Here is a 21,735-nt window from a genome sequence, read left to right as displayed (position 1 = left end):
GTGGCAAGGCAGGGATAGCGCGCATGGCACCGTCTTTGCAGCAGGCTAGTCTTGCGCCCATTGCGGGGCACAAGCCACACGAGCCTACAAGGCCCGAGACATGCAACAACGACAACAACACCCGCAAGCCGTTACCCGTGGCGTGCCAGGAGGGCCATCCGTTTGACTGCCAGACACCTTTTCAAAACCCTCCAGTGGGGGCTCATCCTTTTCTGCCTGGTCTTTTCCATCGTCGGGGGCGTGGCCGCAGAGCGGGTGCTGGACGTGCTGCAGTGCCAACCCCACGCCGACCCCGCACTGCGCTCGTGCTCGTGGCTCACCAACCCGGTTGCGCTGCGGCTGACGCCTTTTCTGTCCGCGGGCAGCATCGTCGACTACCCGTTTGTGCTGCTGACCCACTTCTGGGGGCTGCTGGTGGTGTGGGGGCTGGCGCTGGTTGCCGCACGCTGGGCAGACCGCAACCCCGTCGCAGCGGCTGCGCTGTTGCAGCAATGGCTGCCGCGCCGCATCAACGCCACACAGGCTGACGTGCTGCGCTGGAGCGTGACGGGAACCTTCTGGCTGCTGTTGGCAGGGTTCATCGTGTTCTGCTTGGCACTGGGCGTGCCCATTGTGGGCAACCAGAACGCGCGGGCCATCATGGAAAGCCTGGGCTGCTCGCCCGGCACCTTCGACCCCTTCTCGTCGCCCTGCATGAAAGCCCCTGGCTTTTGGACGCCCCGGCTGTCCCTCTATTTCATCCCCTTGGCGGGGCCCCTGCTGGCACCGGTGTGGCTGGTGATGGGGTTCTGGGATGTGCTGCTGGGCTGGCTGGCGTTGATCGGTGCCACGTTCGCCTTGAAATCGCATCTGTCGCAGCGGGCCAACCCACAATCCCGCCCCTCGACCCACCCACTGCGCCGTCCCTGAGAGCCCCACCATGTCCGTCAGCGTTTTCGACCTCTTCAAAATCGGCATCGGCCCCTCCAGCTCCCACACCGTGGGCCCCATGATCGCGGCGCGGCAGTTTGTTTGCCATCTGCGCCACACACTGGGCCTGGCCGCCGTGCACCACGTCACCGTGGAGCTGTTCGGCTCGCTCTCGGCCACCGGCGTCGGCCACGGCACCGACAAGGCGGTGCTGCTGGGTCTGGCCGGGTACGAGCCCGACCAGATGGACCCCGACCAGATCACCCCCGCCATTGCCGACATCCGCACCCGGAAAACGCTGTCCCTGCTGGGCGCGCACCCAGTGCCGTTTGTCGAAAAAGAGCACCTGCTGTTTCGCCGCAAAAGCCTGCCGCTGCACCCCAACGGCATGGCGTTTCATGCGTTTGATGCGCAGGGCACCGAGATCGCGGCGCGTGAGTATTTCTCGGTGGGCGGCGGTTTTGTGATTGATGCGGCGGGCGAGCGCGTGCTCAACGCAGCGGCACACGCGCAGCCAGGCGCTGCAGGCCACGGCCAGGGCTTGCCCCATCCCTTCCGCACCGGCGCCGAGTTGCTGGCGCAGTGCCAGGCCACCGGCCTGACCCCCGCGCAGCTCATGGCCGCCAACGAGCAACACTGGCGCAGCCCCACCGAGCTGCGCCGCCAGCTGTTGGCCATCTGGCACACCATGGCAGGCGCCGTGCAACGCGGTTGCGCCAGCACAGGCACCCTGCCCGGCCCCATGAACGTGCGCCGCCGCGCGGCCGACCTGCACAAAAGCCTGACCACCCAGTCCGAAGCCGCCCAGCGCGACCCGCTGTCGATGATGGACTGGGTCAACCTGTACGCCATGGCCGTCAACGAAGAAAACGCCGCAGGGGGCCGTGTGGTGACAGCCCCCACCAACGGCGCAGCCGGGGTAATACCGGCCGTGCTGCATTACTACGTCAACTTTCTTCAAGGCCCCATCCCGCCCAATGACGATGGGATAGCCACCTTTTTGCTCACCGCAGGCGCTATCGGAATCATCTACAAAGAGAATGCCTCGCTCTCCGGCGCCGAGGTGGGCTGCCAGGGCGAAGTCGGCGTAGCCTGCTCCATGGCGGCAGGCGCCCTGGCCGCCGTGATGGGCGGCACGCCCGAGCAGATCGAAAACGCCGCTGAAATCGGCATGGAACACAACCTGGGCATGACCTGCGACCCCGTGGGCGGCTTGGTGCAGATCCCTTGCATCGAGCGCAACGCCATGGGCGCCATCAAGGCCATCAACGCCGCCCGCCTTGCACTGCGCGGCGACGGTCACCACGTGGTGTCGCTGGACAAAGTCATCAAGACAATGATGCAGACCGGGGCGGATATGAAGAGCAAATACAAAGAAACTTCGCGGGGTGGCTTGGCTGTAAACGTTGTGGAATGCTGACGTGCAGCACGCAAGATCGCAGTCAGAGCACCCTTAAAACCCAAGAGCGCAAGACAATCGCTCCACCTTACTGGGGCAGTGAACTGTCCTTCTTCCCCTTCACTTCCATTTTTCAAGATGTCAATTTCTTCCAAACTGCGCCCGTGGGCCCTGATGGCAGGCATCGCAACGACCGCTCTGGCCAGCGTGCCCGCCTTGGCACAAGACACGCTCACCCGCATTGCAAGCTCTGGCGAGCTGCGGCTGGGACATCGAGAAAAATCCTTGCCGTTCTCTTATAAGGATGCTTCGGGCAAGGTGCAGGGCTACACAGTCGATATCTGCCTGCAAATTTTTGAAGAGATCAAAAAAGAGCTCAAGCGCCCCGACCTGCGCGTGACCTATTTGCTGGTGGACGGCAAAAACCGCATCACCGATGTGAAGAACAACATGGTGGATTTGGAGTGCGGCGGCACGTCCAACACGGCGGCGCGGCAAAAAGACATCTCGTTCAGCCACCACATCTTTGTGGCGTCGTCCGCGTTTTTGGTACGCAAGAACTCGGGCATCAAGACGCTGGACGACCTGCAGGGCAAACGCATTGCCGTGCAAGGCAAAACCACCAACGAAAACCTGCTGCGTGCCAACGAGCGCACTTTCACGCGCAAATTCAACTATGTGCTGGTCGAAAGTACCTTGGATGCCGTCAACGCACTGGCCAAAGGGGATGCCGACGCCGCGTTTGCCGACGATGCAGGCATCTGGATCCCGCTGACCCGGCTGGGCAAATCAATGGATGAGTTCCAGTTTCTGGACAAGCGCCTGTCTGTTGAGCCCTACAGCATTGGCCTGCGCAAGGACGACCCCAAGTTCAAGGAGCTTGTCGACCGCGTCACCCGCCGCATGATCCAGAATGGTGAAATGACCGCGCTCTACAAGAAGTGGTTCAGCTCGGAGCAAGGTATGCTGCCTCTGAGCATGTTCATGAAGGAAGCACTGCGGCGCCCGAGCGATATGGGCGTTGAGCAAATCGCGTTTTAAGACGCGGTTGCCAAACCTGCCCTCTATCCGCTTGGAGCCATCGCGCGAAACCGGCGTGCCCACAGCCCTTGGTTGACTTGAAAAAGCCCGGCTTGTGGTCACGCAGCCCATGGGACAATCCGGCCCCATGACACCGCAGCAGTACGTACAACAAAAAGCCGTGGCCTCGGGCAGCAGCTTTTATTACGCCTTTCTCTTTTTGCCCGCCCCCCGCCGCGCCGCCATCACGGCCTTTTATGCGTTTTGCCGCGAGGTAGACGACGTGGTCGATGAAGTGACCGACCCCGGCGTAGCACGCACCAAGCTGGCCTGGTGGCAGGCCGAGGTGGCCAAGGCCTACGCCGGCCAGCCCACCCACCCTGTGATGCTGGCGCTGATACCGCACACAGCCGACTACGGCATTGAGCAGCGCCACCTGCAGGCCGTCATCGACGGCTGCCAGATGGACCTGGAGCAAACGCGTTATCTCGACTTTGCGGGCCTCAAGGGCTACTGCCATCTGGTGGCGGGCATTGTGGGCGAGGTCACTGCGCGCATCTTTGGCCAGACGGATGAGCGCACCACGCAATACGCGCACACGCTGGGTCTGGCGTTTCAGCTCACCAACATCATCCGCGACGTGGGCGAAGACGCCATGCTGGGCCGCATCTACCTGCCGGTGAGCGAGCTGCAGCAGTTTGACGTGAAGGCGCATGAGATCTTGAAGCGCACTTACTCCGACCGCTTCACCGCACTGATGCGCTTTCAGGCAGAGCGCGCGCACCGCTTGTACGACGAGGCCCTGGTCCTGCTGCCCGACGCCGACCGCCGCGCACAAAAGCCCGGTCTGATGATGGCCAGCATCTACCGCACGCTGTTGCGCGAGATCGAACACGACAACTTCCAGGTGCTGCACCAGCGCATCAAGCTCACGCCGCTGCGCAAGTTCTGGCTGGCGTGGAAGGTGCAGGCACTGGGGCGCATGTAACCGCGCAGCACACACCCCTCACGTCCACACCATGGCCTTTTCCCTATTGCCCGCATACCGCCCTGACACCCAGCCCACGGTACACCGCTTGCTGCCTCTGCAGCGCATGGCAGCCACAGCACTAGTGGTTCTGATGGCGCTGACCCTGGCGGGCACCGTGTTGCCCGCTCATGCCTTCCTGGGGCTTCTGGGCAAGGCGGCCAGCGGCGCAGGCAAGGCGGCGGCAGGCACTGCGGGCAAAACCGCGGGTGTGGGTGCGGCAGCTGGCGCCGCCACGCTGGCCGACGACGCAGCGCGCGTGGGCGGCAAAGCGGCAGCGGTGGATGGTGCGGTGCCGCAGGGCAGTGGCGCTCTGGCAGGCAGTGTCAATGCGGCCCTGCCGCCCGAGGTTGCGATGTACTTGGCCAAGCCCACCGCCAGCCTCACCGGCACGGACACGGCGCACATGATGGACCTGTACCACCGCATGGTGGCGCAGGCGGGCAAGACCGGGGACTTTACGGTGGCAGAGCGCCTGCCCTCGGCCCACGCGGCACCCAAAACCCTGGGCCCTGCCGCCGCAGCAGTGCCCACGCCAGCGACCACAGCAACCGCAACTACACCTGCAACCGCTGGTACAAGCGCCAGTGCGGGCGCAGAGATCAGCCTGCACGCCCTGCGGTTGCTGGCCCATGCCGCCAGCGCGGGCAGTCGCGCTGCGCAAAACGAACTCCGGCAACGCTGCGCCGACCCGGCCCTGCGCAAAGCGTCTGCTGATATGCAGGCCCAGTGCAAAGCCACCAAGGCATGAGCCGCGTGCAGGTCGCCGTGATCGGCGCAGGCTGGGCGGGCATGGCTGCCGCCATTGCACACACGCAGGCGGGCCGCCAGGTCACGGTGTTCGAAGCCGCGCGCACCGTGGGTGGCCGCGCACGCGCCGTAGAGGCCACGCTGCCGGATGGCACTCCCGCCACACTGGACAACGGCCAGCACATCCTGATTGGTGCGTATGCCGAATGCCTGCGGCTGATGCGGCTGGTGGGCATGGACCCTGACACCGCCCTGCTGCGCCTGCCGCTCACGCTGCAGTTTCCCGATGGCCAGGGGCTGCAACTGCCTGACTTGCCACCGCCGCTGGATGCCCTGCTCGGCATTGCGCGCGCCAAAGGCTGGGGCTGGGGCGACAAGCTGGCGCTGCTGCGCACAGCCACGGGGTGGCAACTGCGCGGCTTTCGCTGCGAACCCCAGATTTCGGCGGCGCAACTGTGCGCCTCGCTCACGCCGCGGTTGATGGCCGAGTTCATTGACCCGCTGTGTGTGTCGGCGCTCAATACCCCGGCAGCGCAAGCCAGCGGGCAGGTGTTTCTGCGGGTGCTGCAAGACAGCCTTTTCAGCGGGCGCGGCGGCTCCAACCTGCTGCTGCCGCGCACCGACCTGGGTGCGCTTTTCCCCGAGCCTGCGGCCCGTTGGGTTACCCAGAACGGCGGCCAGGTGCTCACCGGTCAACGGGTTCAGCGGCTCCAACCTCAACCGGGCGGACGCTGGCAGGTGGTGTGTGCGAGCGGCAGTGCGAACGACGCGGACGGTGCCCGTAGCGTGTTTGACCACATCACCCTCGCCTGCACTTCGTGGGAGGCGAGCCGGCTTGTGGCGGGCGTGGCCAGTATCGCCGGGCTGGCCAATGCCGCCCCTTGGATTGCCCAGGCCAGTGCCCTGCGCTTTGAGGCCATCACCACCGTCTATGTCCATGCGCCCGGCGTACGCCTGCCCTTGCCCATGCTCGCGCTGCGCAACACGGCCGAGCACCCAGCGCAGTTCGTGTTCGACCGAGGCCAGCTCGATGGCAGCCATGGCTTACTGGCTTTTGTGGTCAGCGCGAGTGACGGGGACCGCTCGCAGATCGAACAACAAGTGCTGCGGCAGGCCGCCAGCCAGCTGGGCATTTCCGCACTGAAGCCCGTGCAGTCCGTGGTTGAAAAGCGCGCCACCTTTGCTTGCACACCAGGGCTGCAGCGGCCTGGCATGCAGGTAATGCCTGGGTTGAGCGCCTGCGGTGACTACGTGGACGGCCCCTACCCCGCCACGCTCGAAGGGGCCGTGTTGTGTGGCACGGCGGTGGCGGCATTGCATTGATCTCCTGAGCACAGCACCTTGCGTTGGCGAGCATGGGGAAAACCCCATGCCGACTGACAGCATTCCGAAAGCACGCGACGCACACCATGGCATCCGCTAACGCCATCACGGCTTTCACGGAGACAAGCATGCCTATCGACCACACCCTTTCCCCAATTTTGTACCCCACCCGCCGCCACCTGCTGGGGGCCAGCGGCGCCCTGGCACTGGGCGGCCTGCTGCCCGGCCTGGCTTCGGCGCAGGCCGCATGGCCCGCCAAGTCCATCCGCTTTGTGGTGCCGTTTGCGCCGGGTGGCAGCTCGGAGATCGTGGCGCGCTCTACGGCTGTAGAGCTGAGCAAGACGCTGGGCCAAAGCGTGTATGTGGATAACAAGCCCGGCGCGGCTGGCAACATTGCCATGTCGGAAGTGGCGCGCGCCGACGACCAGCACACGCTGATCCTCGGCCACATCGGCACGCTGGCGGTGAACCCCTTTATCTTCGACAAACTGCCCTACGACGCCGCCAAGGACTTCAAACCCGTGAGCCTGCTGGCCAAGGTGCCCAGCCTGTACGTGGTTCACCCCGATGTGCCCGCCAAAAACCTGAAAGAGTTCATCGCCTACGCCAAGAAGAACCCCGCCAAGCTCAGCTATGGCTCGGCGGGCAATGGCAGCGCGGGCCATCTCGCGTTCGAATACCTCAAGATGACGTCCGAGATCTTCATGCTGCACGTGCCCTACCGAGGTACCGGCCCCATGACGACCGACCTGATGTCGGGCAGACTTGACGCCGCAGCGGTGGGCGCCGCCGCCATGCTGCCGCTCATCAAGTCGGGCAAGGTGCGCTGCATTGCCACGGGTTCGATCCAGCGGCTGCCGCAGCTGCCCGATGTGCCCACCGTGGCCGAACAGGGCTTTCCGGGCTTTGAGATGACGCAGTGGTACGGCCTGCTGGCCCCGTCCACGCTGCCCAAGGAGCACCTGGACAAGCTGGCGATCGAAGCCGCCAAAGCGGTGAAAGCGCCCGACTCGCTCAAGCGCCTGAACGCCGATGCGGCGGAAGCCATTGGCAGCACACCCGCGGAATTCGCAAAATTCATCGCCTCAGAACAAGCGCGATGGCAAAAGGTGTTGCTGCGGGCCAAGGTGAAACCCGACTGATGAAAACCTGTTGAGTCGCCTGTGGCGCCCTCCCGCAACAGTGAAACCCACCGGTGGCTCTAACGTCGGAAAGGGCCAGCTCGTCAGACAGCGGCGATGGCAAGCGAACGCAGCCGTGCCATCGAACAATGGCAGTAGCATCACCCATGCGCATCCTCCTGGCAGAAGACGAACACAGCCTCGGCACCTGGCTCAGCCGGGCGCTGGAGCATGCGGGCATTCAGGTGGAATGGGTCAACGATGGGCGCCTGGCCGACCGAGCCCTGCAGCAGCACGACAACTACGACGCGCTGGTGCTCGACCTGGGGCTGCCCGGGCTGGACGGCCAGGCCGTGCTGCAGCGCCTGCGCGACCGGGACCAGAGGCTGCCCGCGCTGATCCTCACCGCGCGCGACTCGCTGGACGAGCGAGTGCGCTCGCTCAACGCGGGGGCCGATGACTTTCTGGCTAAGCCGTTTGAGCTGGCCGAGCTGGAAGCACGCCTGCATGCCCTGGTGCGCCGCGCACGCGGCAACGAGCACCCGCGCCTGGCTTGTGGCGCGCTGCTATACGACAACCCGCGCAAGCAGTTCACGCTGCACGGCGAGCCCCTGGCCCTGTCGCCGCGTGAACACGCCGTGCTGCGCGTGCTGGTGCAGCGCAGCGGCGAGCCGTTTTCCAAGCAGCAGATCCTGGACCGTGTTTTTTCTGACGATGACGACGTGCACCCCGAAGCGGTGGAGGTGTTTGTGCACCGCCTGCGCAAGCGCCTGGATGGCAGCGGTGTGCGCATCACCACGCTGCGCGGCTTGGGCTATGCGCTGGAGTCAAGTGATGTGGCTCCGCCCTGAGACGCTGCGCGTCTTCCCCCATAACGGGGGACGCCACCGGTGGCCTGGCAAAGCCAGTTCCACGGTGGCACTGGCGTGCGCCGCGCGCGTATTCAGGGCGCGCCCCAGTTCTTTGGGACGCAGGCCGCTGCCATGCCTTTGATACAGCGCCTGCGCCGGGCCAGCCTGTGGCGCCTGCTGGCCGTGCTGCTGCTGCCGCTGTTGGCTGTGGTGACCGGGGTGGAGCTGTGGATGACGCGGCACGATGCACTGGAGGCGGCCAACGCGGCCTACGACCGCTCGCTGCTGGGGGCACTCAAATCCATCGACGCCAACATCTCCACGGCATCGGGCGGCCTCTCGGCCGAGCTGCCCTACACCATGCTCGAATTTTTCGAACTCACGGCCAGTGGCAATGTGTACTTTCGGGTGGCCTCTTCCGATGGCCTGGTCGAGCTGGGAAATGCCGACCTGCCGCTGCCGCCCGGACCGCTCGTGCAGGGAGTTCCGAGCTTCTACGACGCCACCTACTTCGGCGAATCTGTGCGACTGGCCGCCTACCGCCGAACTTTGGAAGGCTCTGCACCTGGGCCCGATGCGGGCAGCGTGTTGGTGCAGGTGGCGGAAAGCACCCGCTCGCGGCAGGAGTTCACCCGCCGGTTCGTGCGCCGGACTGCACTGCGCGACGGCCTGGTGCTGGTGCTCATGGTGCTGGGCGCCGCCGCCACGCTGGCCCTGGCGCTGCGCCCGCTGGCGCGCCTGGCCCGCGAGGTGCAGGCGCGCGACCCGGACGACATGACCCCCATGGCAGACACCGACCTGCCCGCCGACATCCGTCCGCTGGTGGCTGCCGTCAACCAGCAGATGGCGCGCACGCAGGATCTGGTGGCGCAGCAACGGCAGTTTTTGGATGATGCCTCGCACCAGCTGCGAACCCACCTGACCACGCTGCAGATGCAGATCGACTACGCCCGGCGCGAGGCCGACGCGACCCAGGTGCAACACACCCTGGACGCCATAGGTGGCGAGATCACACGCGCCACCCGCAGCACGCAGCAGCTGCTGGCATTGGGCCGCAGCGACACGGCGGCGGTCGAACTGGCACCTTTCGACCTCGCCGCCCTGCTGCGCACTGTGGCGCTGGAGCTGCTGCCCCGCGCCCGCGCACGGCAGATCGACTTTGGCATCCACACGCCCACACCCGAGTTCATGGCTGTCGGCGACAGCGGCCTGCTGCGCGAGGCGCTCACCAACTTGGCCGCCAATGCGATTGCCTACACGCCCGAAAAGGGCACGGTCACCGTAGCGGCTGCTGGCGATGGCCTGGGCTGGAGCATCAGCGTGGAAGACGACGGCCCCGGCCTGCCCGCCAGCGAGCGCAATGCGCTGGGCCAGCGATACCGGCGCGGCTCTCAAGCGACGGCGGGCGGGTCGGGCCTGGGACTGGCAATTGCGCGGTCCATCGCCGAACGGCACCGGGGCAGCCTGCGGCTGGAAGACCGTGCGGGCGGCAGCGGCTTGCTGGCCATCTTGTGGTGGCCACGGGGCTGAAACCACTTATTCCACAGCGCCCCAGATTCCTCCAGAATTCGCCCCGCCATGCCGCCCGCCTCACACCTGCCCCACGCCCTGCCTCGCCGCAGCGCACTGCAATGGCTGGCAGCACTGGCGAGTGCATCAGCTGCTGCGCGTGGACCTGGGGCGTGGGCTGCAGACGCCTCGCTGGAGCCCGCCGAATGCATAGCCCCCTCCCGTCCCGGAGGCGGTTTCGATCTGACCTGTGGCCTGGCCACCCAGGCGGTGCAGTCGGTACGCCCGGCGCAGCCACCGCTGCGCACGCGCTACCTGCCGGGAGGCATTGGCGCGGTGGCTTTTGACCAGGTGGCTACTGGGCGACTGGGCGGGCCAGGTACGCTGGTGGCGTTCTCCAGCGGCTCACTGCTCAACATCGCACAGGGCCGCTTCGGCCCCCACCCAGTGAGCGCCGTGCGCTGGATCGCCACGCTGGGCACTGACTACGGCGTGGTAGCCGTGCACCGGGACGCGCCCCACCAGCGCCTAAGGGACGTTGTGGCCGCGCTGCGCAAGGACCCGACGCAGGTGGTGTTTGGCGCGGGCGGCACCCTGGGCAGCCAGGACTGGATGAAAGCCGCGTTGCTGGTGCGAGCCGCCGGGCAGGACCCAAAGCGCATGCGTTTTGTCTCGTTCGAAGGCGGCGGCGAGGCCCTGAAAGCGCTGCGCGGCGGCCACATCGGCGTCTTCACGGGCGACGCGGCCGAGGCCCGGCAGGCTTTGGACAAGGGCGTACCCCTTCGCTTTCTTGCCGTACTGGCACAGGCCCGCCTGCCCGGCGCCCTGGCCGACCTGCCCACGGCGCGAGAGCAGGGCATCGACCTGGTCTGGCCCACGGTGCGCGGCTTATACATGGCGGCCAGCGCTCCCGATGCCGCCGTACGCGCCTGGGTGGCCGCTTTCAGCGAAGCGCTAGCGGCCCCTGGCTATGCTGCACTGTGCAGCCAGCACGGCCTGTACCCGTTTGCGCGCACCGGCGCAGCGCTGGAAGACTTCGTGCAGCGCAGCCTCAGCGACTACCGCAAACTTGCGCAAGACCTTGGCCTCAGAGCCTGGGCGCGCCAGGGTTGATGGGCCGGCCCCTACGGCCGGCAAAGCCGACGGGTTACTAAAAATCCGGACGCGCTACTTTTCCAACCACCACTGAATGACCACTTTGGCGATAAACCCCAGGAAGCCCACGCCCAGGCCCAGAAACAGCACAAAGGTGCCAAACCGCCCCGCCTTGGATTCCCATGCCAGCTGTCCAATGATGAACAGCATGTACAAGATGAACGCCCCCACCCCGTAGGTCAGGAAGAAGCCCGATATCTGCGCCTCGGTAAAACCGAAGATCACGGTGCCACCCCGCTCTGTGGGGCCGCTGGTGGTGTTGCGGTGCCCGCATCACGTGGCGGCAGGCTCGACGGGTCTATCAGGTCCCGATAAGCGTGCCAGCTGGCATGGCCCAGCAGGGGCATCACCACGATCAGGCCCAGCAACAGCGAGCCCAGCCCCAGCAACGTAAACCCGAGAATGAGTGCCGCCCAGAACGCCATGGGCAGCGGGTTGGTCAGCACCGCCTGCCAACTGGCCAGCACGGCTTGCAACAGCGTGGCGCGGCGGTCCAGCAGCAGCGGCATGGCCACCACGCTGGACGCAAAGATGGGCGCCGCCATCAGGCTGCCCAGGGCCAGCCACAGCTCAAACAACCATCCGTCGTTGGCCAGCACCACGTGGTGCACAAAGTCGACCGGCGTCAGCACCGGCACCGGGGCCAGCAGCGTGATGAGGGCGGCGGAGGTCATCACCCAGCCGGTGGCAGCCAGTGCCAGCAGGGCACCAAATTGCACCATGCACCAGTAGTCGTTGCCCCATTTGTTGACGTGGCTGCCTTGCCAGTTGAGCCAGGTTTTGAGCACCACGCCCAGGTTGGCGCTTTCGCCGCGCTCCAGCGCGCGGCTCAGCGCATAAAAGCTGGTGGCCAGCACCGGCGCCACCACCAGAAAGCCGGACAACGCGCCCGCCAGCAGCCAGAACCGGTTGTGCGCCACGGCCATGATGGCCGCGCCCAGCACTGTCATGGCCAGGCCATGTGCAAAACTGATCCAGCCCGCACGCGCCATGTCACGCCAGGCCAGGGACAGCCAGGTCAGCGGCTGCGTGAGGCTGATGGTGCGAACGGCGGGAAGTGGGGGGGGTGGAGTGCGCGGCATGAGAGGTTGAAGTGCACGCCGAGTGTGGCGTCAACCGCTGGAGGGATCAAGCGCGCATACGCAATCAAGCCGGTGCCGCACCCAAGTCTTGATCTGGGACAAGAAACCGGGCGGGAGCACACCCTGCTCCCACAGGCATCACGCCATCAGCTTGCACAGCGCCGTGAGGCTGTCCACGGTGGCATGGGGCAGTGCACCGTGGGGCCAGGGGTGGTTGGCGGTGTTGATCCACACCGCCTGCATACCTGCATCCAGCGCGCCCTGGGCATCCAGCGTGGCATCGTCGCCCACATGCAAAACCTCGTGCGGCTGCACCTGCGCTGCGTCGGCTGCAGCATGAAATATGCGTACGTCCGGCTTGGCAATACCGAAGACCGACGCACTGATGCTGGCCCGAAAGTAATGGCCGATACCAATGCGGTGCACGTCGGCATTGCCGTTGGACAGCGCCACCACGGGGTAGCGCGCCGACAGAAAGGCCAGCGTGTCGTGGGCGTCGTCGAAAAGCTCCACACGCTGGCGTTCGGCAAAGAACAGGTCAAAGGCAGGCTCTGCCAGCGCGGGCTCGTCACCCGCCTGCGTCAGCGCAAAGCGGATGGACTCGCGCCGCATGGCGCTCAGGTCGCTTTTCAGATCGGGCCGCAGCGTCACCATCTGGTTGCGAATGGCCCGCAGGGCTTCGGTGTTCGAGAACAACGCGGCCGTGGCGGGCGCGTGGTGGGTGAGCCAGTCCAGCAGCACGGTTTCGGCCCGCGTGATGGTGGGCCAAATGGGCCACAGCGTGTCATCCAGATCAATGGAGATGGCGCGAACGCGGGAGATGTCCAGGGAGGGGTTCAGCACAAGGTCGCACCTGCAAAAAAACAGCACGGGGAGATGGGAGCAAAACGGGATGAAGGGCACGGGGCCCGACACGCCCCGTGACAGCCGCAAAGCATACCGCAGCGCTGCTGAACCAACACTCAGCCTGACGGGATACCCAGCTGCCGCAGCGGCTGCGGCTACGGCAGCTGGCGCAGCGATGACCCACGCACCATCAGCCGCCCGGGCAACAGGCTTTCGCGCGCAGGGCCCTCCAGCCCCCCCAACCGCTCCAGCAGGCACTGCGCTGCGCGGTGGCCAATGGCGTCGGTCGGCTGCGCGACCGTGGTCAGGCCGGGCCGTATCAGCGGGGCCCACTCAGGGTCGTCAAACCCCACAAAACCCAGCTCCTGTCCAAATGTCCAGTCCACACGCGAGACAGCCGCCGCGACGCGCAGCGTGACCACAGAATTGCCCGCCACCACCGCACAACGCTCGCCCGGCTTGGCCCGTTTGCGCAGACTTGCCAGCGCCTCATCCAGCACGTCGTCGCCCTGCTCTGGTGCCAGCTCCAGCACCTGGCCGCGCACCGACTTGCCCTGCGCAGCGACAAAGCCGCGAAACGCCGCCGTGCGCTCGATGCGCGAGCTCACGCCCAGCAGCGGCTGGGTGATGTACAGCAGGTGCTGCCACCCTTGCTGCACCAGATGCGCGCAGGCGTCACGCATGGCGCCTTCGTTGTCCAGCGACACAAAGTCGGCCGCCAGGCCGGTGTGGCGCCGGTCTACCAGCACGGCGGGTTTGCCGTGCAGGGTGTTCACGTCGGTTTGGCCGTCGCCCTGCCCCAGGGTGTTAAGGATGAAGCCGTCCACCTGGTAGCTGGCCAGGGCATCAATGGCAGCGCGCTCACGCTCGCGGTCGTTGCCCAGGTTGAACAGCATGACCAGGTAGCCCGCCTCCTGGCAGACCTTCTCGGCGCCTCGCAACACGGCCACCGAATACGGGTTGGTGATGTCTGCCACCACCAGGCCAATGAGCCGCGAGCGCCCGTGGCTCAGCGCCTGCGCCATGGGGCTGGGCACATAGGCCAGTTTGGCAATGGCGGCCTCCACGCGGGCGGCAATATCGGGGCTGAGCAGACGTTCGCGGTGATTGAAGAACCGCGACACCGTGGCCTTGGACACGCCCGCCTCTGCCGCAACATCGGCAATGGTGGAGCGGGCGCGGGGCGCTGCGGGCAGATCGCTCATGCCTGCGCTGCGTCGTACACCGCTGCGGGGCGATGGCCTGCCAAAGCCTGCAGCAGGTTGGTGGTAGCCAATGCCGCCATGGCATGGCGCGTGTCATGCGTGGCCGATCCAATGTGCGGCAACGGCGTGACGCGCGGGTGGGTGCGCAGGGGCGACGCCAGCGGCAGTGGCTCGGTGGCGAATACATCCAGGCCTGCGGCCCACAATGTGCCGTGGTCCAGCGCGTTCAGCAAATCTTCTTCCACCACGGTGGCGCCCCGGCCGCCGTTGATGAAAATAGCGCCGGGTTTCATGGCCGCAAAAAGGTCTGCATTGACCATGTTCCGCGTACTGTCAGACAAGGGCAGCATGGCTACCACGAAGTCAGCCCGGGCCAGCAAGCTAGGCAGCGGCACATGCGCGGCCTTGCCTTGCAGCTCCGGCGCCTGGGCGGCAAGGTCCACCGGCCTGCGCGCGTGGTAGATCACCGGCATGCCAAACCCCAGCGCCGCGCGGCGCGCCACGGCCTGGCCGATGCGGCCAAATCCGAGCAGGCCGAGCGTCTTGCCGTGGATATCGCAGCCAAACAAATCTTCTCCAATGTTTTTTACCCACCGGCCTTCGCGCACGAGTTGCGACAGCTCCACCACGCGGCGGCTGGTGGCCATGAGCAAGGCAAACACTGAGTCTGCCACCGTTTCATCGAGCACCCCGGGGGTATGGCACAACAGAATGCCGCGCGCCTGCAGCGCGTCCAGCGCGTAGTTGTCTACACCCACAGAAACGCTGGACACCACCTCCAGCCGGGGAGCGCGGGCCAGCAAGGCTGCATCGACCGGGAAGCTGGAGCCAATCAGCCCGTGCGCCTGCGCCAGCGCCGCATCAAAACAGGCGCGTTCTTCGGGCTTGCGCGGGTCGGCCACGGTCACGTCATGCACGGCCTGCAGCCGCGCGAGCTGGTCGGGCGGAAGCTCGCGAAACACCAGCACCTGCTTGCGCGCGGCATCAATGCCTGGCGGCTGGTCGGACAGGGTCACAGCCGAGCCTCCTGCAGCTGCGCCTGCGTGGGCAGCCCTTCGGTATCGCCGAGCACCTGTACGGCACGCGCGCCAATCCATGCGCCCCGGCGCACGGCGGCCAGTAAAGGCTGCCCGGCCAGCAGTGCGCTGATCACTCCCACCGCAAAACCGTCGCCCGCGCCCACGGTGTCCACCACCTGATCCACCGGCACACCGGGCACATGGCCCGTGCCATCGGTGGCACTGTCGTAGTAAGCACCCTCGGCACCCAGCTTGACCACCACCAGCTTGGCGCCGCGTTCCCGGTAGAAACGTGCCACACCCTCGGGGGTGGTTTCACCGGTCAGGAAAACGCCCTCTTCCATGCCTGGCAGCACCCAGTCAGCATAGGTGGCCAGGGTGTTGATCCAGTGGCGCATGGTCTCGGGCGATGACCACAGCGTGGGCCGCAGATTGGGGTCGAACGAAATGGTGCGACCGGCGGCACGCATCACCTCCAGCGTGCGGATGGCGGCCTGCAGGCTGGTGTCCGAAATGGCGGCAAAGACGCCCGTTGCGTGCAGATGGCGCGCAGACCGCAGCCAGGCTTCGTCCACATCGGCAGGGCTCATCTGGCTGGCGGCCGAGCCCTTGCGGTGGTATTCCACCTGCGGGTCACGGCCATCGGTCACGCGCTCTTTGAACTGAAAACCGGTGCGCTGCGTGGCATCACACACCACGTGCGAGCAGTCGATGCCCTCACCCTGCATGGCAGCCAGCAGCGCGCGGCCCATGGAATCGGTACCCAAGCGGCTGGCCCAGCCGACTTTCAGGCCCAGGCGCGCCAGGCCGATGGCTACATTGGTTTCTGCTCCTGCGGTGCGTTTGTAGAAACCCGTGGCGTTTTCCAGCGGGCCGGGCTCGTTGGCGACCAGCAGCAGCATGGCCTCGCCAAACAGTGCAACGTCGAAGGTGGATTCTGTCGTGGTCATGCAAGCTCCCGCGCTACGCGGATGAAGGCCACCTGGTCGCGCGTCACGGCCACCAGGTCGTCACCGATCAACGGGTATTCGATGGCGTGGGGCACGTCGGCGGGTAGTGCGCGCAGCACGGCGCGCCAGGGCGCCACCGACTCACCCAGCGGCACCGCCACCCACTTGCCCGGCAGGCGCTGCACGCCCTTGCAGTGCACGTAGCGCACATACGGTGCCAGGGCCTGCGCGGCCTGCAACGGGCATTCGCCCTGCCAGTGCCAGTTGCCCATGTCAAAGGTCATGCCCAGGTCCAGGCCCGCTTGCGCCTGGGCTGTAAAAAAGGCCTGCATGGCAGGCAACGTGCCGGCTGTAGGTGTCTGGTCGTTCTCGATCACCAGCTCTACCTGCGGGGCATCCTCCAGCAATGCCTTGAGCCGGGACAGCGATGCCTGCGACGGCGCGCCAAAGCCACCGATGGCCATCTTCAGCCGCGGTGCGCGCAACACCTGTGCTGCGTGCAAGCCACGCGCCAGGGCCGCTTCGTCGAGCTGGCCCTGTGCGGTCCACAGGCCTTCGGAGCTGGAATACACCGCAGCCAGGCCCGCCAACGCGGGCAGCTCTGTGGCGGCGTCGCGCAGCATCTCGCCGCGCACTTCCACGCCATCGGCGCCCGCCTGGCGACCGAGGTCGGTGCACCAGAGCTGTCCATGGCGCCCCACTTCGGCCGCGCCAAAGGAGGACAGGGAAATCAATACCTTCATGTTTTCTTTCGGGCGCCCTTGTGCAAGGCCATGGGCGCATCAATGCGCGTGGTGAGAGCTCAGGATCTGGCCCAGAAACTGGCGGGTTTTTTCATGCTGGGGCTGGCCAAAGAACTGCTGCGGTGGCGCCTGCTCCAGGATCTTGCCGTCGGCCATAAAGATCACGCGGTCGGCCACGCTGCGGGCAAAGCCCATCTCGTGCGTCACGCACAGCATGGTCATGCCGTCTTCGGCCAGGCCAATCATGGTGTCCAGCACTTCCTTGACCATTTCAGGGTCAAGTGCCGACGTGGGCTCGTCAAACAGCATCACCTTGGGCGCCATGCACAGCGCGCGCGCAATGGCCACACGCTGCTGCTGCCCGCCTGAGAGCTGGCTGGGGTGCTTGTGCGCTTGTTCTGGAATGCGCACCCGCGTGAGGTACTTCATGGCCACCTCTTCGGCCTCGGCCTTGCTCATGCCGCGCGAGCGCATGGGCGCCAGCGTGCAGTTTTCCAGAATGGTCAGGTGCGGGAACAGGTTGAACTGCTGAAACACCATGCCCACCTCGGCCCGCACGGCGTCCACGTTCTTGCCGCCTGCAGTCAGCTCAATGCCATCGACCTCGATCAGGCCTTTTTGCACCGTCTCCAGCCGGTTGATGCAGCGGATCAGCGTGGACTTGCCCGAGCCTGATGGTCCGCAGATCACGATGCGTTCACCCGGCCGCACCGACAAGTTGATGTCGGTAAGCACCTGGAAGCTGTCGTACCACTTGTTGACCCCTTCCATGCGGATGATCGGCGGTGTGCCGGGGGTAGTCGTCGTCGTAGTGACTGCGTCCGTCATTGTCAAAGGCTCCTAGGATGTCTCACTCTGTCCGGCTGAGAGCGGATAAGAAAACTCAGCGAAGCGGTTCTGGCTAGGCGCTGCGTCGCAGGCAGTACGGGTAGTACGACAAGACGCAGCAACGACGCCAGAAGAGTTTTATCAACCGCTCTTACTGCAGCTTGGGCAGGTCGGCGCCCAGCCACTTCTGATACAGCTTGTTCAACTCGCCATTGGCGGTGTTGCGCGCCACAAAGTCATTCACGGCCTTGGTCAGCTCGTCCTGGCCGGGGCGCATGGCAATGCCCATGGCCTGTTGCAGCAGGTTGAACTTGTTCTCAAAGGTGTTGGCGGGCACGCGCTTGGCGATCTGCGCCGCCACGGTGACCGAGCAGCCAATCGCATCGACCTGGCCGGAGATCAGTGCCTGCATGGCCGAGGCATCGTCGTCAAAGCGGCGGATCTCGGTGCCCTCGGGCGCGGCCTTGGTCACGGCCACGTCCTGCGTGCTGGCCCGGGCCACACCCACGCGCACACCCTTCAAATCGGCTGCGCTCTTGATGTTCGATCCCGTCTTGCCGTACAGCACGATGGTGGCGGCCGCATAGGGCTGCGAAAACTGCACCTGCTTGGCGCGCTCGGGCGTGATGGCCAGCGATGCCACCAGCACATCGACCTTGTTGGTCAGCAGGAAGGGGATGCGGTTGGGGCCGGTGACAGGAACAATGTTGGCCTTCACGCCCAGGTCTTTGGCCAGCAGCTTGGCCACGTCCGCGTCGTAGCCGTCGGGCTGGTTTTGCGCGTTGGTGGTGCCGTAGGGCGGAAAGTCCACCAGCATGCCAATGGTGATCTCGCCCTTCTTCTTGATGTCCGCCACGGTCTGGGCCGAGGCCAGCGGCGCAAAGGCCGTCAGCGCGGCGCCGAGGCCCAAGGCGGCCAAAGCGGCGGTGGCGGTGCGGCGTTGCAAAGAAAAGGTCATCGCATGTCTCCTGGTGGTTGGTGTAAACGAGAAAGAAAATTGGAAGGCTGCTGTAGGGGTGGTCAACGCGCCAGAGCCCGCGCCCGCTTGCGCTCCATGCGTGCTGCCAGCAGCGACAACGGCCAGCAGATCACGAAGTACAGCGCGGCCACGGTGGTAAACACATGCAGCGGCTGGAACGTGGCGTTGTTGATGATCTGCCCCGCCCGCGTGATCTCGGTAAAACCAATGATGGCCGCCAGTGACGTGCCCTTGATGATCTGCACCATGTAGCCCACCGTGGGCGGCAGCGCAATCTTGAAGGCCTGGGGCAGCACCACAAACCGCATGCGGTTGATGTAGCTCAGGTTCAGGGCCTGCGCGGCCTCCCACTGGCCACGGGGTACCGCCTCAATGCAACCGCGCCAGATCTCTGCCAGAAACGCAGCGCTGTTCAGCACCAGCGCTGCACCGGCAGCCACCCAGGGGTTGATATCCAGCCCCAGCACCGGGGCGCCAAAGAAGATCAGGAACAACTGCAGCAGCAGCGGCGTGCCCTGAAACACCTGGATGAACGCCCGCGCCGCACTACGGGCCACAGCGTTTTCAGAAGTGCGTGACAGCGCAACCAGCAAGCCCAGCAGCGCCCCGCCGACGAAGGCGATGGCAGACAGCGCCAGCGTCCACTGCGCGGCCTGCACGATAAAAAGAAACTCGGAGAGTCCAAAAGTACGCATGTGGGGCAGTCCTGGCTCAGCGGCGGTCGGGGTAGTTCAGCGTGCGCTGGTAGATCAGCTTGAACAGCGCCGAGAACGTCATCGCCAGCGCCAGGTAGATGGCGGCCACCACGATGTAGATCTCAAAGCTGCGGAAGGTCTGCGACTGCAGATTGGCCGCCACCGAGGTCAGGTCGTCCGCCGAAATCACCGACACCACGGCAGAACTCAGCATCAGCAAAATGAACTGGCTGGTGAGCGCCGGGTAGATAGCCTTGAGCGCGGGTTTGAGAATGACGAAGCGAAAAATCTCCCACGGCTTGAGGTTGAGCGCCTTGCCCGCCTCGATCTGCCCCTTGGGAATCGATTCAATGCCCGCCCGAACGATCTCGGCCGCATAGGCACCCAGGTTGACCACCATCGCCGTCAACGCTGCTGTGTAGGGCGACCAGCGCAGCCCGATGGAAGGCAGCGCAAAGAAAAAGAAGAACAGCTGCACGATGAAAGGCGTGTTGCGGATGACCTCGATGTACGCATTGATCAGAAACCGCAGCCAGCCGGGCCCTCCCGTCTTGCCCCAGGCGCAAAAGATGGCCACCACCAGCCCCAGCAGCGTGGCCGTAAGCGACAACTGCACGGTGATCCACGTGCCCTTGAGCAACAGGGGCCACGCGGCAAAAACGGCATCGAACTGGAACTGGTAATTCACGTTGAACAGCGGTTATTCCAAAGTGGCGCCAGTTTATGAAACCGGTTTCAGAACCGCATTGGGGATAACCCGATGGCCATAGAAAACTGCGAAAAACTGCGCCGCGCGTGCCACAAAGGCCCCAGTTCGCCCAAGCTGGGCGCGTGGGTGAAAATGCCGCATGCCCTCATTCCAGACAGAACCCCCCTTCACCCACGGCCAGGCCGAACGCACCGCAGTGCTGCTGTGCAACCTGGGTACGCCCGACGAACCCACCGCCTCTGCTGTACGCCGCTATCTGGCGCAGTTTCTGGGCGACCACCGCGTGGTGGAGATCCCCCGGCTGGTGTGGCTGCCCATCCTGCACGGCATCATCCTGCGCACGCGGCCGGCCAAGTCGGCCGCCAAATACGCCAGCGTGTGGACGCCTGAGGGCTCGGCCCTGGCGGTGTGGACGGCCAAGCAGGCCACGCTGCTGCGCGGCTGGCTGGGCGAAGCCGGGCACAACGTGCTGGTGCGCCACGCCATGCGCTACGGCAACCCGTCCATCGCAAGCCAGCTCGATGCGCTCAAGGCCGAGGGCGCCACGCGCATCCTCATCCTGCCGCTGTATCCGCAGTACTCGGCCACCACCACCGCCAGCGTGTTTGATGCCGTCTACACCTGGGCTGCCGCCACGCGCAACGTGCCCGAGCTGCGGTTTGTGAACCGCTATCACGACGCCCCTGGCTACATCGACGCACTGGCCCGCACCATCGAGTCGCACTGGAAGACCCACGGCCAGCCCGACCAACTGGTGATGAGCTTTCACGGCGTGCCCGAGCGCACGCTGCACCTGGGCGACCCCTACCACTGCGAGTCACGAAAGACCGGCCGCCTGCTGGCCGAGCGCCTGGGCCTGCGCGAAGACCGCTACCGCATCACCTTTCAATCACGCTTTGGCAAGGCCAAGTGGCTGGAGCCCTACACCCAGCCCACCATCGAGGCACTGGGCAAGGCGGGCACGCGGCGCATCGATGTGGTGTGCCCCGGCTTTACCAGCGACTGCCTGGAGACGCTGGAAGAAATCAACATGGAAGTGCGCGAGGCGTTTTTGCACGCGGGCGGGCAGGAGTTTCACTACATCCCCTGCCTGAACGACAACAGCCACTGGATCACCGCCCTGAGCCGCGTGGCCCAACAGCACCTGGCAGGCTGGCCCACCGAGGTGCCCACCGCTGCGGCGCTGGCCGATGCGCGCAGCCACGCGCTGGCCGGTGGCGCGCCCAAAGCCGTGTGCCCCGTAGCACACCGATGACCCGTTACTACTATTTTTATAGCTGCTAGCGCTTATCCATCAAGCGCTAGCAGCCATTTTTATCCAAAAAAATTGTCCCTCTCAAACTAGGACACCACCCCGCCCACCCACAGCGGCTTTCCGGTCTTACCCCCTCTCCCCTCGCGGGAGAGGGTTGGGGAGAGGGGGCTGCACCCGCACCGCGCCCCTGTCACCCCATGTCACCCCCTCTCCCCGGCCCTCTCCCACGAGGGGAGAGGGAGTGAGAACCCTCGCTGACAAAGCTACCTGGCCAGGCCTTTTTCATTCATATTCGGCGATGGCAGCCCCCTCCTGATCTGCTGCCCTGCCCCCCCCCCCCCCCCCCCCACCACCCCCCCC

The 21,735-nt window shown here is 65.5% G+C and carries 22 protein-coding genes; 11 read left to right on the top strand and 11 right to left on the bottom strand.

Annotation, left to right across the window (positions count from 1 at the left end; translation table 11 throughout):
• Positions 1-162 precede the first annotated feature (162 nt).
• From ACK4OE_RS18345 to ACK4OE_RS18300, 10 genes are all read left to right on the top strand, one after another.
• The gene (locus ACK4OE_RS18345; RefSeq protein ID WP_409886778.1) at positions 163-909 is read left to right on the top strand and encodes a hypothetical protein; all 747 of its coding nucleotides are present in this window, start codon (positions 163-165) and stop codon (positions 907-909) included.
• 10 nt (positions 910-919) lie between these two features.
• The gene (locus ACK4OE_RS18340) at positions 920-2,329 is read left to right on the top strand and encodes an L-serine ammonia-lyase (RefSeq protein WP_409886776.1); all 1,410 of its coding nucleotides are present in this window, start codon (positions 920-922) and stop codon (positions 2,327-2,329) included.
• Between the two features lie 117 nt (positions 2,330-2,446).
• The gene (locus ACK4OE_RS18335) at positions 2,447-3,349 is read left to right on the top strand and encodes an amino acid ABC transporter substrate-binding protein (protein WP_409886774.1); all 903 of its coding nucleotides are present in this window, start codon (positions 2,447-2,449) and stop codon (positions 3,347-3,349) included.
• Between the two features lie 127 nt (positions 3,350-3,476).
• On the top strand, positions 3,477-4,316 hold the full coding sequence (gene hpnD, locus ACK4OE_RS18330; RefSeq protein ID WP_409886772.1) for a presqualene diphosphate synthase HpnD: 840 nt from the start codon (positions 3,477-3,479) through the stop codon (positions 4,314-4,316).
• Between the two features lie 31 nt (positions 4,317-4,347).
• Positions 4,348-5,106 (top strand): hypothetical protein, encoded by a 759-nt coding sequence (locus ACK4OE_RS18325; protein WP_409886770.1) that lies wholly within the window; start codon positions 4,348-4,350, stop codon positions 5,104-5,106.
• A 5-nt stretch (positions 5,107-5,111) separates the two neighbouring features.
• Positions 5,112-6,428, top strand: a complete 1,317-nt coding sequence (gene hpnE / locus ACK4OE_RS18320; RefSeq protein ID WP_409886786.1) for a hydroxysqualene dehydroxylase HpnE — start codon at positions 5,112-5,114, stop codon at positions 6,426-6,428.
• A gap of 128 nt (positions 6,429-6,556) precedes the next feature.
• On the top strand, positions 6,557-7,570 hold the full coding sequence (locus ACK4OE_RS18315; RefSeq protein ID WP_409886768.1) for a Bug family tripartite tricarboxylate transporter substrate binding protein: 1,014 nt from the start codon (positions 6,557-6,559) through the stop codon (positions 7,568-7,570).
• A gap of 146 nt (positions 7,571-7,716) precedes the next feature.
• Positions 7,717-8,400 carry a response regulator gene (locus ACK4OE_RS18310; protein ID WP_409886766.1) on the top strand — a complete coding sequence of 228 codons (684 nt, stop codon included), beginning with the start codon at positions 7,717-7,719 and terminating at the stop codon, positions 8,398-8,400.
• A 132-nt stretch (positions 8,401-8,532) separates the two neighbouring features.
• Positions 8,533-9,930 carry a sensor histidine kinase gene (locus ACK4OE_RS18305; protein ID WP_409886784.1) on the top strand — a complete coding sequence of 466 codons (1,398 nt, stop codon included), beginning with the start codon at positions 8,533-8,535 and terminating at the stop codon, positions 9,928-9,930.
• A 48-nt stretch (positions 9,931-9,978) separates the two neighbouring features.
• Positions 9,979-11,022, top strand: coding sequence for a Bug family tripartite tricarboxylate transporter substrate binding protein (locus tag ACK4OE_RS18300; protein WP_409886764.1), 1,044 nt, complete (start codon positions 9,979-9,981; stop codon positions 11,020-11,022).
• A 54-nt stretch (positions 11,023-11,076) separates the two neighbouring features.
• Here the strand turns inward: ACK4OE_RS18300 and ACK4OE_RS18295 are convergent, their stop codons facing one another.
• The 11 genes from ACK4OE_RS18295 to ACK4OE_RS18245 form a co-directional block, all read right to left on the bottom strand.
• Complete coding sequence (locus tag ACK4OE_RS18295) at positions 11,077-11,289, bottom strand: DUF2788 domain-containing protein (protein ID WP_409776817.1); 213 nt, start codon at positions 11,287-11,289, stop codon at positions 11,077-11,079.
• Entirely contained in the window at positions 11,286-12,146 is an 861-nt protein-coding gene (locus ACK4OE_RS18290; RefSeq protein WP_409886762.1) for a DUF2189 domain-containing protein, read from the bottom strand. The genes ACK4OE_RS18295 and ACK4OE_RS18290 overlap by 4 nt, the downstream gene beginning before the upstream one ends.
• Positions 12,147-12,284: 138 nt before the next feature.
• Positions 12,285-12,989, bottom strand: a complete 705-nt coding sequence (locus tag ACK4OE_RS18285) for an HAD family hydrolase (protein WP_409886760.1) — start codon at positions 12,987-12,989, stop codon at positions 12,285-12,287.
• A gap of 158 nt (positions 12,990-13,147) precedes the next feature.
• Positions 13,148-14,197: a LacI family DNA-binding transcriptional regulator gene (locus ACK4OE_RS18280; protein ID WP_409886758.1), complete on the bottom strand. Its 1,050-nt coding sequence runs from the start codon at positions 14,195-14,197 to the stop codon at positions 13,148-13,150.
• Positions 14,194-15,213 (bottom strand): 2-hydroxyacid dehydrogenase, encoded by a 1,020-nt coding sequence (locus ACK4OE_RS18275; protein WP_409886756.1) that lies wholly within the window; start codon positions 15,211-15,213, stop codon positions 14,194-14,196. The genes ACK4OE_RS18280 and ACK4OE_RS18275 overlap by 4 nt, the downstream gene beginning before the upstream one ends.
• Positions 15,210-16,166: a sugar kinase gene (locus tag ACK4OE_RS18270; RefSeq protein ID WP_409886754.1), complete on the bottom strand. Its 957-nt coding sequence runs from the start codon at positions 16,164-16,166 to the stop codon at positions 15,210-15,212. Before ACK4OE_RS18270 ends, ACK4OE_RS18275 begins: the two co-directional genes overlap by 4 nt.
• Positions 16,163-16,909 (bottom strand): sugar phosphate isomerase/epimerase family protein, encoded by a 747-nt coding sequence (locus ACK4OE_RS18265; protein ID WP_409886752.1) that lies wholly within the window; start codon positions 16,907-16,909, stop codon positions 16,163-16,165. Before ACK4OE_RS18265 ends, ACK4OE_RS18270 begins: the two co-directional genes overlap by 4 nt.
• A gap of 39 nt (positions 16,910-16,948) precedes the next feature.
• Positions 16,949-17,737 carry an amino acid ABC transporter ATP-binding protein gene (locus ACK4OE_RS18260; RefSeq protein ID WP_409886750.1) on the bottom strand — a complete coding sequence of 263 codons (789 nt, stop codon included), beginning with the start codon at positions 17,735-17,737 and terminating at the stop codon, positions 16,949-16,951.
• A 151-nt stretch (positions 17,738-17,888) separates the two neighbouring features.
• The gene (locus ACK4OE_RS18255) at positions 17,889-18,695 is read right to left on the bottom strand and encodes a transporter substrate-binding domain-containing protein (RefSeq protein WP_409886748.1); all 807 of its coding nucleotides are present in this window, start codon (positions 18,693-18,695) and stop codon (positions 17,889-17,891) included.
• A 62-nt stretch (positions 18,696-18,757) separates the two neighbouring features.
• Positions 18,758-19,411, bottom strand: a complete 654-nt coding sequence (locus ACK4OE_RS18250) for an amino acid ABC transporter permease (protein WP_409886746.1) — start codon at positions 19,409-19,411, stop codon at positions 18,758-18,760.
• Between the two features lie 16 nt (positions 19,412-19,427).
• On the bottom strand, positions 19,428-20,099 hold the full coding sequence (locus ACK4OE_RS18245; protein WP_409886744.1) for an amino acid ABC transporter permease: 672 nt from the start codon (positions 20,097-20,099) through the stop codon (positions 19,428-19,430).
• 160 nt (positions 20,100-20,259) lie between these two features.
• On the opposite strand from ACK4OE_RS18245, the gene hemH reads away from it, so the two are divergent.
• Entirely contained in the window at positions 20,260-21,375 is a 1,116-nt protein-coding gene (hemH, locus tag ACK4OE_RS18240; protein ID WP_409886742.1) for a ferrochelatase, read from the top strand.
• Positions 21,376-21,735 lie beyond the last annotated feature (360 nt).

Origin of the sequence: Acidovorax sp., from assembly GCF_046314175.1 — a bacterium.
Lineage (GTDB): Bacteria > Pseudomonadota > Gammaproteobacteria > Burkholderiales > Burkholderiaceae_C > Acidovorax.
This window is presented reverse-complemented; position numbering and strand designations above follow the sequence as displayed.

Bases quoted from the DNA above. Each gene is read 5' to 3' on its own strand.
- ACK4OE_RS18260 (WP_409886750.1), bottom strand. From the start codon at position 17,737: ATGACGGACGCAGTCACTACGACGACGACTACCCCCGGCACACCGCCG.
- ACK4OE_RS18325 (WP_409886770.1), top strand. From the start codon at position 4,348: ATGGCCTTTTCCCTATTGCCCGCATACCGCCCTGACACCCAGCCCACG.
- hpnD (WP_409886772.1), top strand. From the start codon at position 3,477: ATGACACCGCAGCAGTACGTACAACAAAAAGCCGTGGCCTCGGGCAGC.
- ACK4OE_RS18250 (WP_409886746.1), bottom strand. From the start codon at position 19,411: ATGCGTACTTTTGGACTCTCCGAGTTTCTTTTTATCGTGCAGGCCGCG.
- ACK4OE_RS18300 (WP_409886764.1), top strand. From the start codon at position 9,979: ATGCCGCCCGCCTCACACCTGCCCCACGCCCTGCCTCGCCGCAGCGCA.
- ACK4OE_RS18270 (WP_409886754.1), bottom strand. From the start codon at position 16,166: ATGACCACGACAGAATCCACCTTCGACGTTGCACTGTTTGGCGAGGCC.
- ACK4OE_RS18335 (WP_409886774.1), top strand. From the start codon at position 2,447: ATGTCAATTTCTTCCAAACTGCGCCCGTGGGCCCTGATGGCAGGCATC.
- ACK4OE_RS18290 (WP_409886762.1), bottom strand. From the start codon at position 12,146: ATGCCGCGCACTCCACCCCCCCCACTTCCCGCCGTTCGCACCATCAGC.
- ACK4OE_RS18280 (WP_409886758.1), bottom strand. From the start codon at position 14,197: ATGAGCGATCTGCCCGCAGCGCCCCGCGCCCGCTCCACCATTGCCGAT.
- hemH (WP_409886742.1), top strand. From the start codon at position 20,260: ATGCCCTCATTCCAGACAGAACCCCCCTTCACCCACGGCCAGGCCGAA.
- ACK4OE_RS18255 (WP_409886748.1), bottom strand. From the start codon at position 18,695: ATGACCTTTTCTTTGCAACGCCGCACCGCCACCGCCGCTTTGGCCGCC.
- ACK4OE_RS18310 (WP_409886766.1), top strand. From the start codon at position 7,717: ATGCGCATCCTCCTGGCAGAAGACGAACACAGCCTCGGCACCTGGCTC.
- ACK4OE_RS18315 (WP_409886768.1), top strand. From the start codon at position 6,557: ATGCCTATCGACCACACCCTTTCCCCAATTTTGTACCCCACCCGCCGC.
- ACK4OE_RS18340 (WP_409886776.1), top strand. From the start codon at position 920: ATGTCCGTCAGCGTTTTCGACCTCTTCAAAATCGGCATCGGCCCCTCC.
- ACK4OE_RS18305 (WP_409886784.1), top strand. From the start codon at position 8,533: ATGCCTTTGATACAGCGCCTGCGCCGGGCCAGCCTGTGGCGCCTGCTG.
- ACK4OE_RS18265 (WP_409886752.1), bottom strand. From the start codon at position 16,909: ATGAAGGTATTGATTTCCCTGTCCTCCTTTGGCGCGGCCGAAGTGGGG.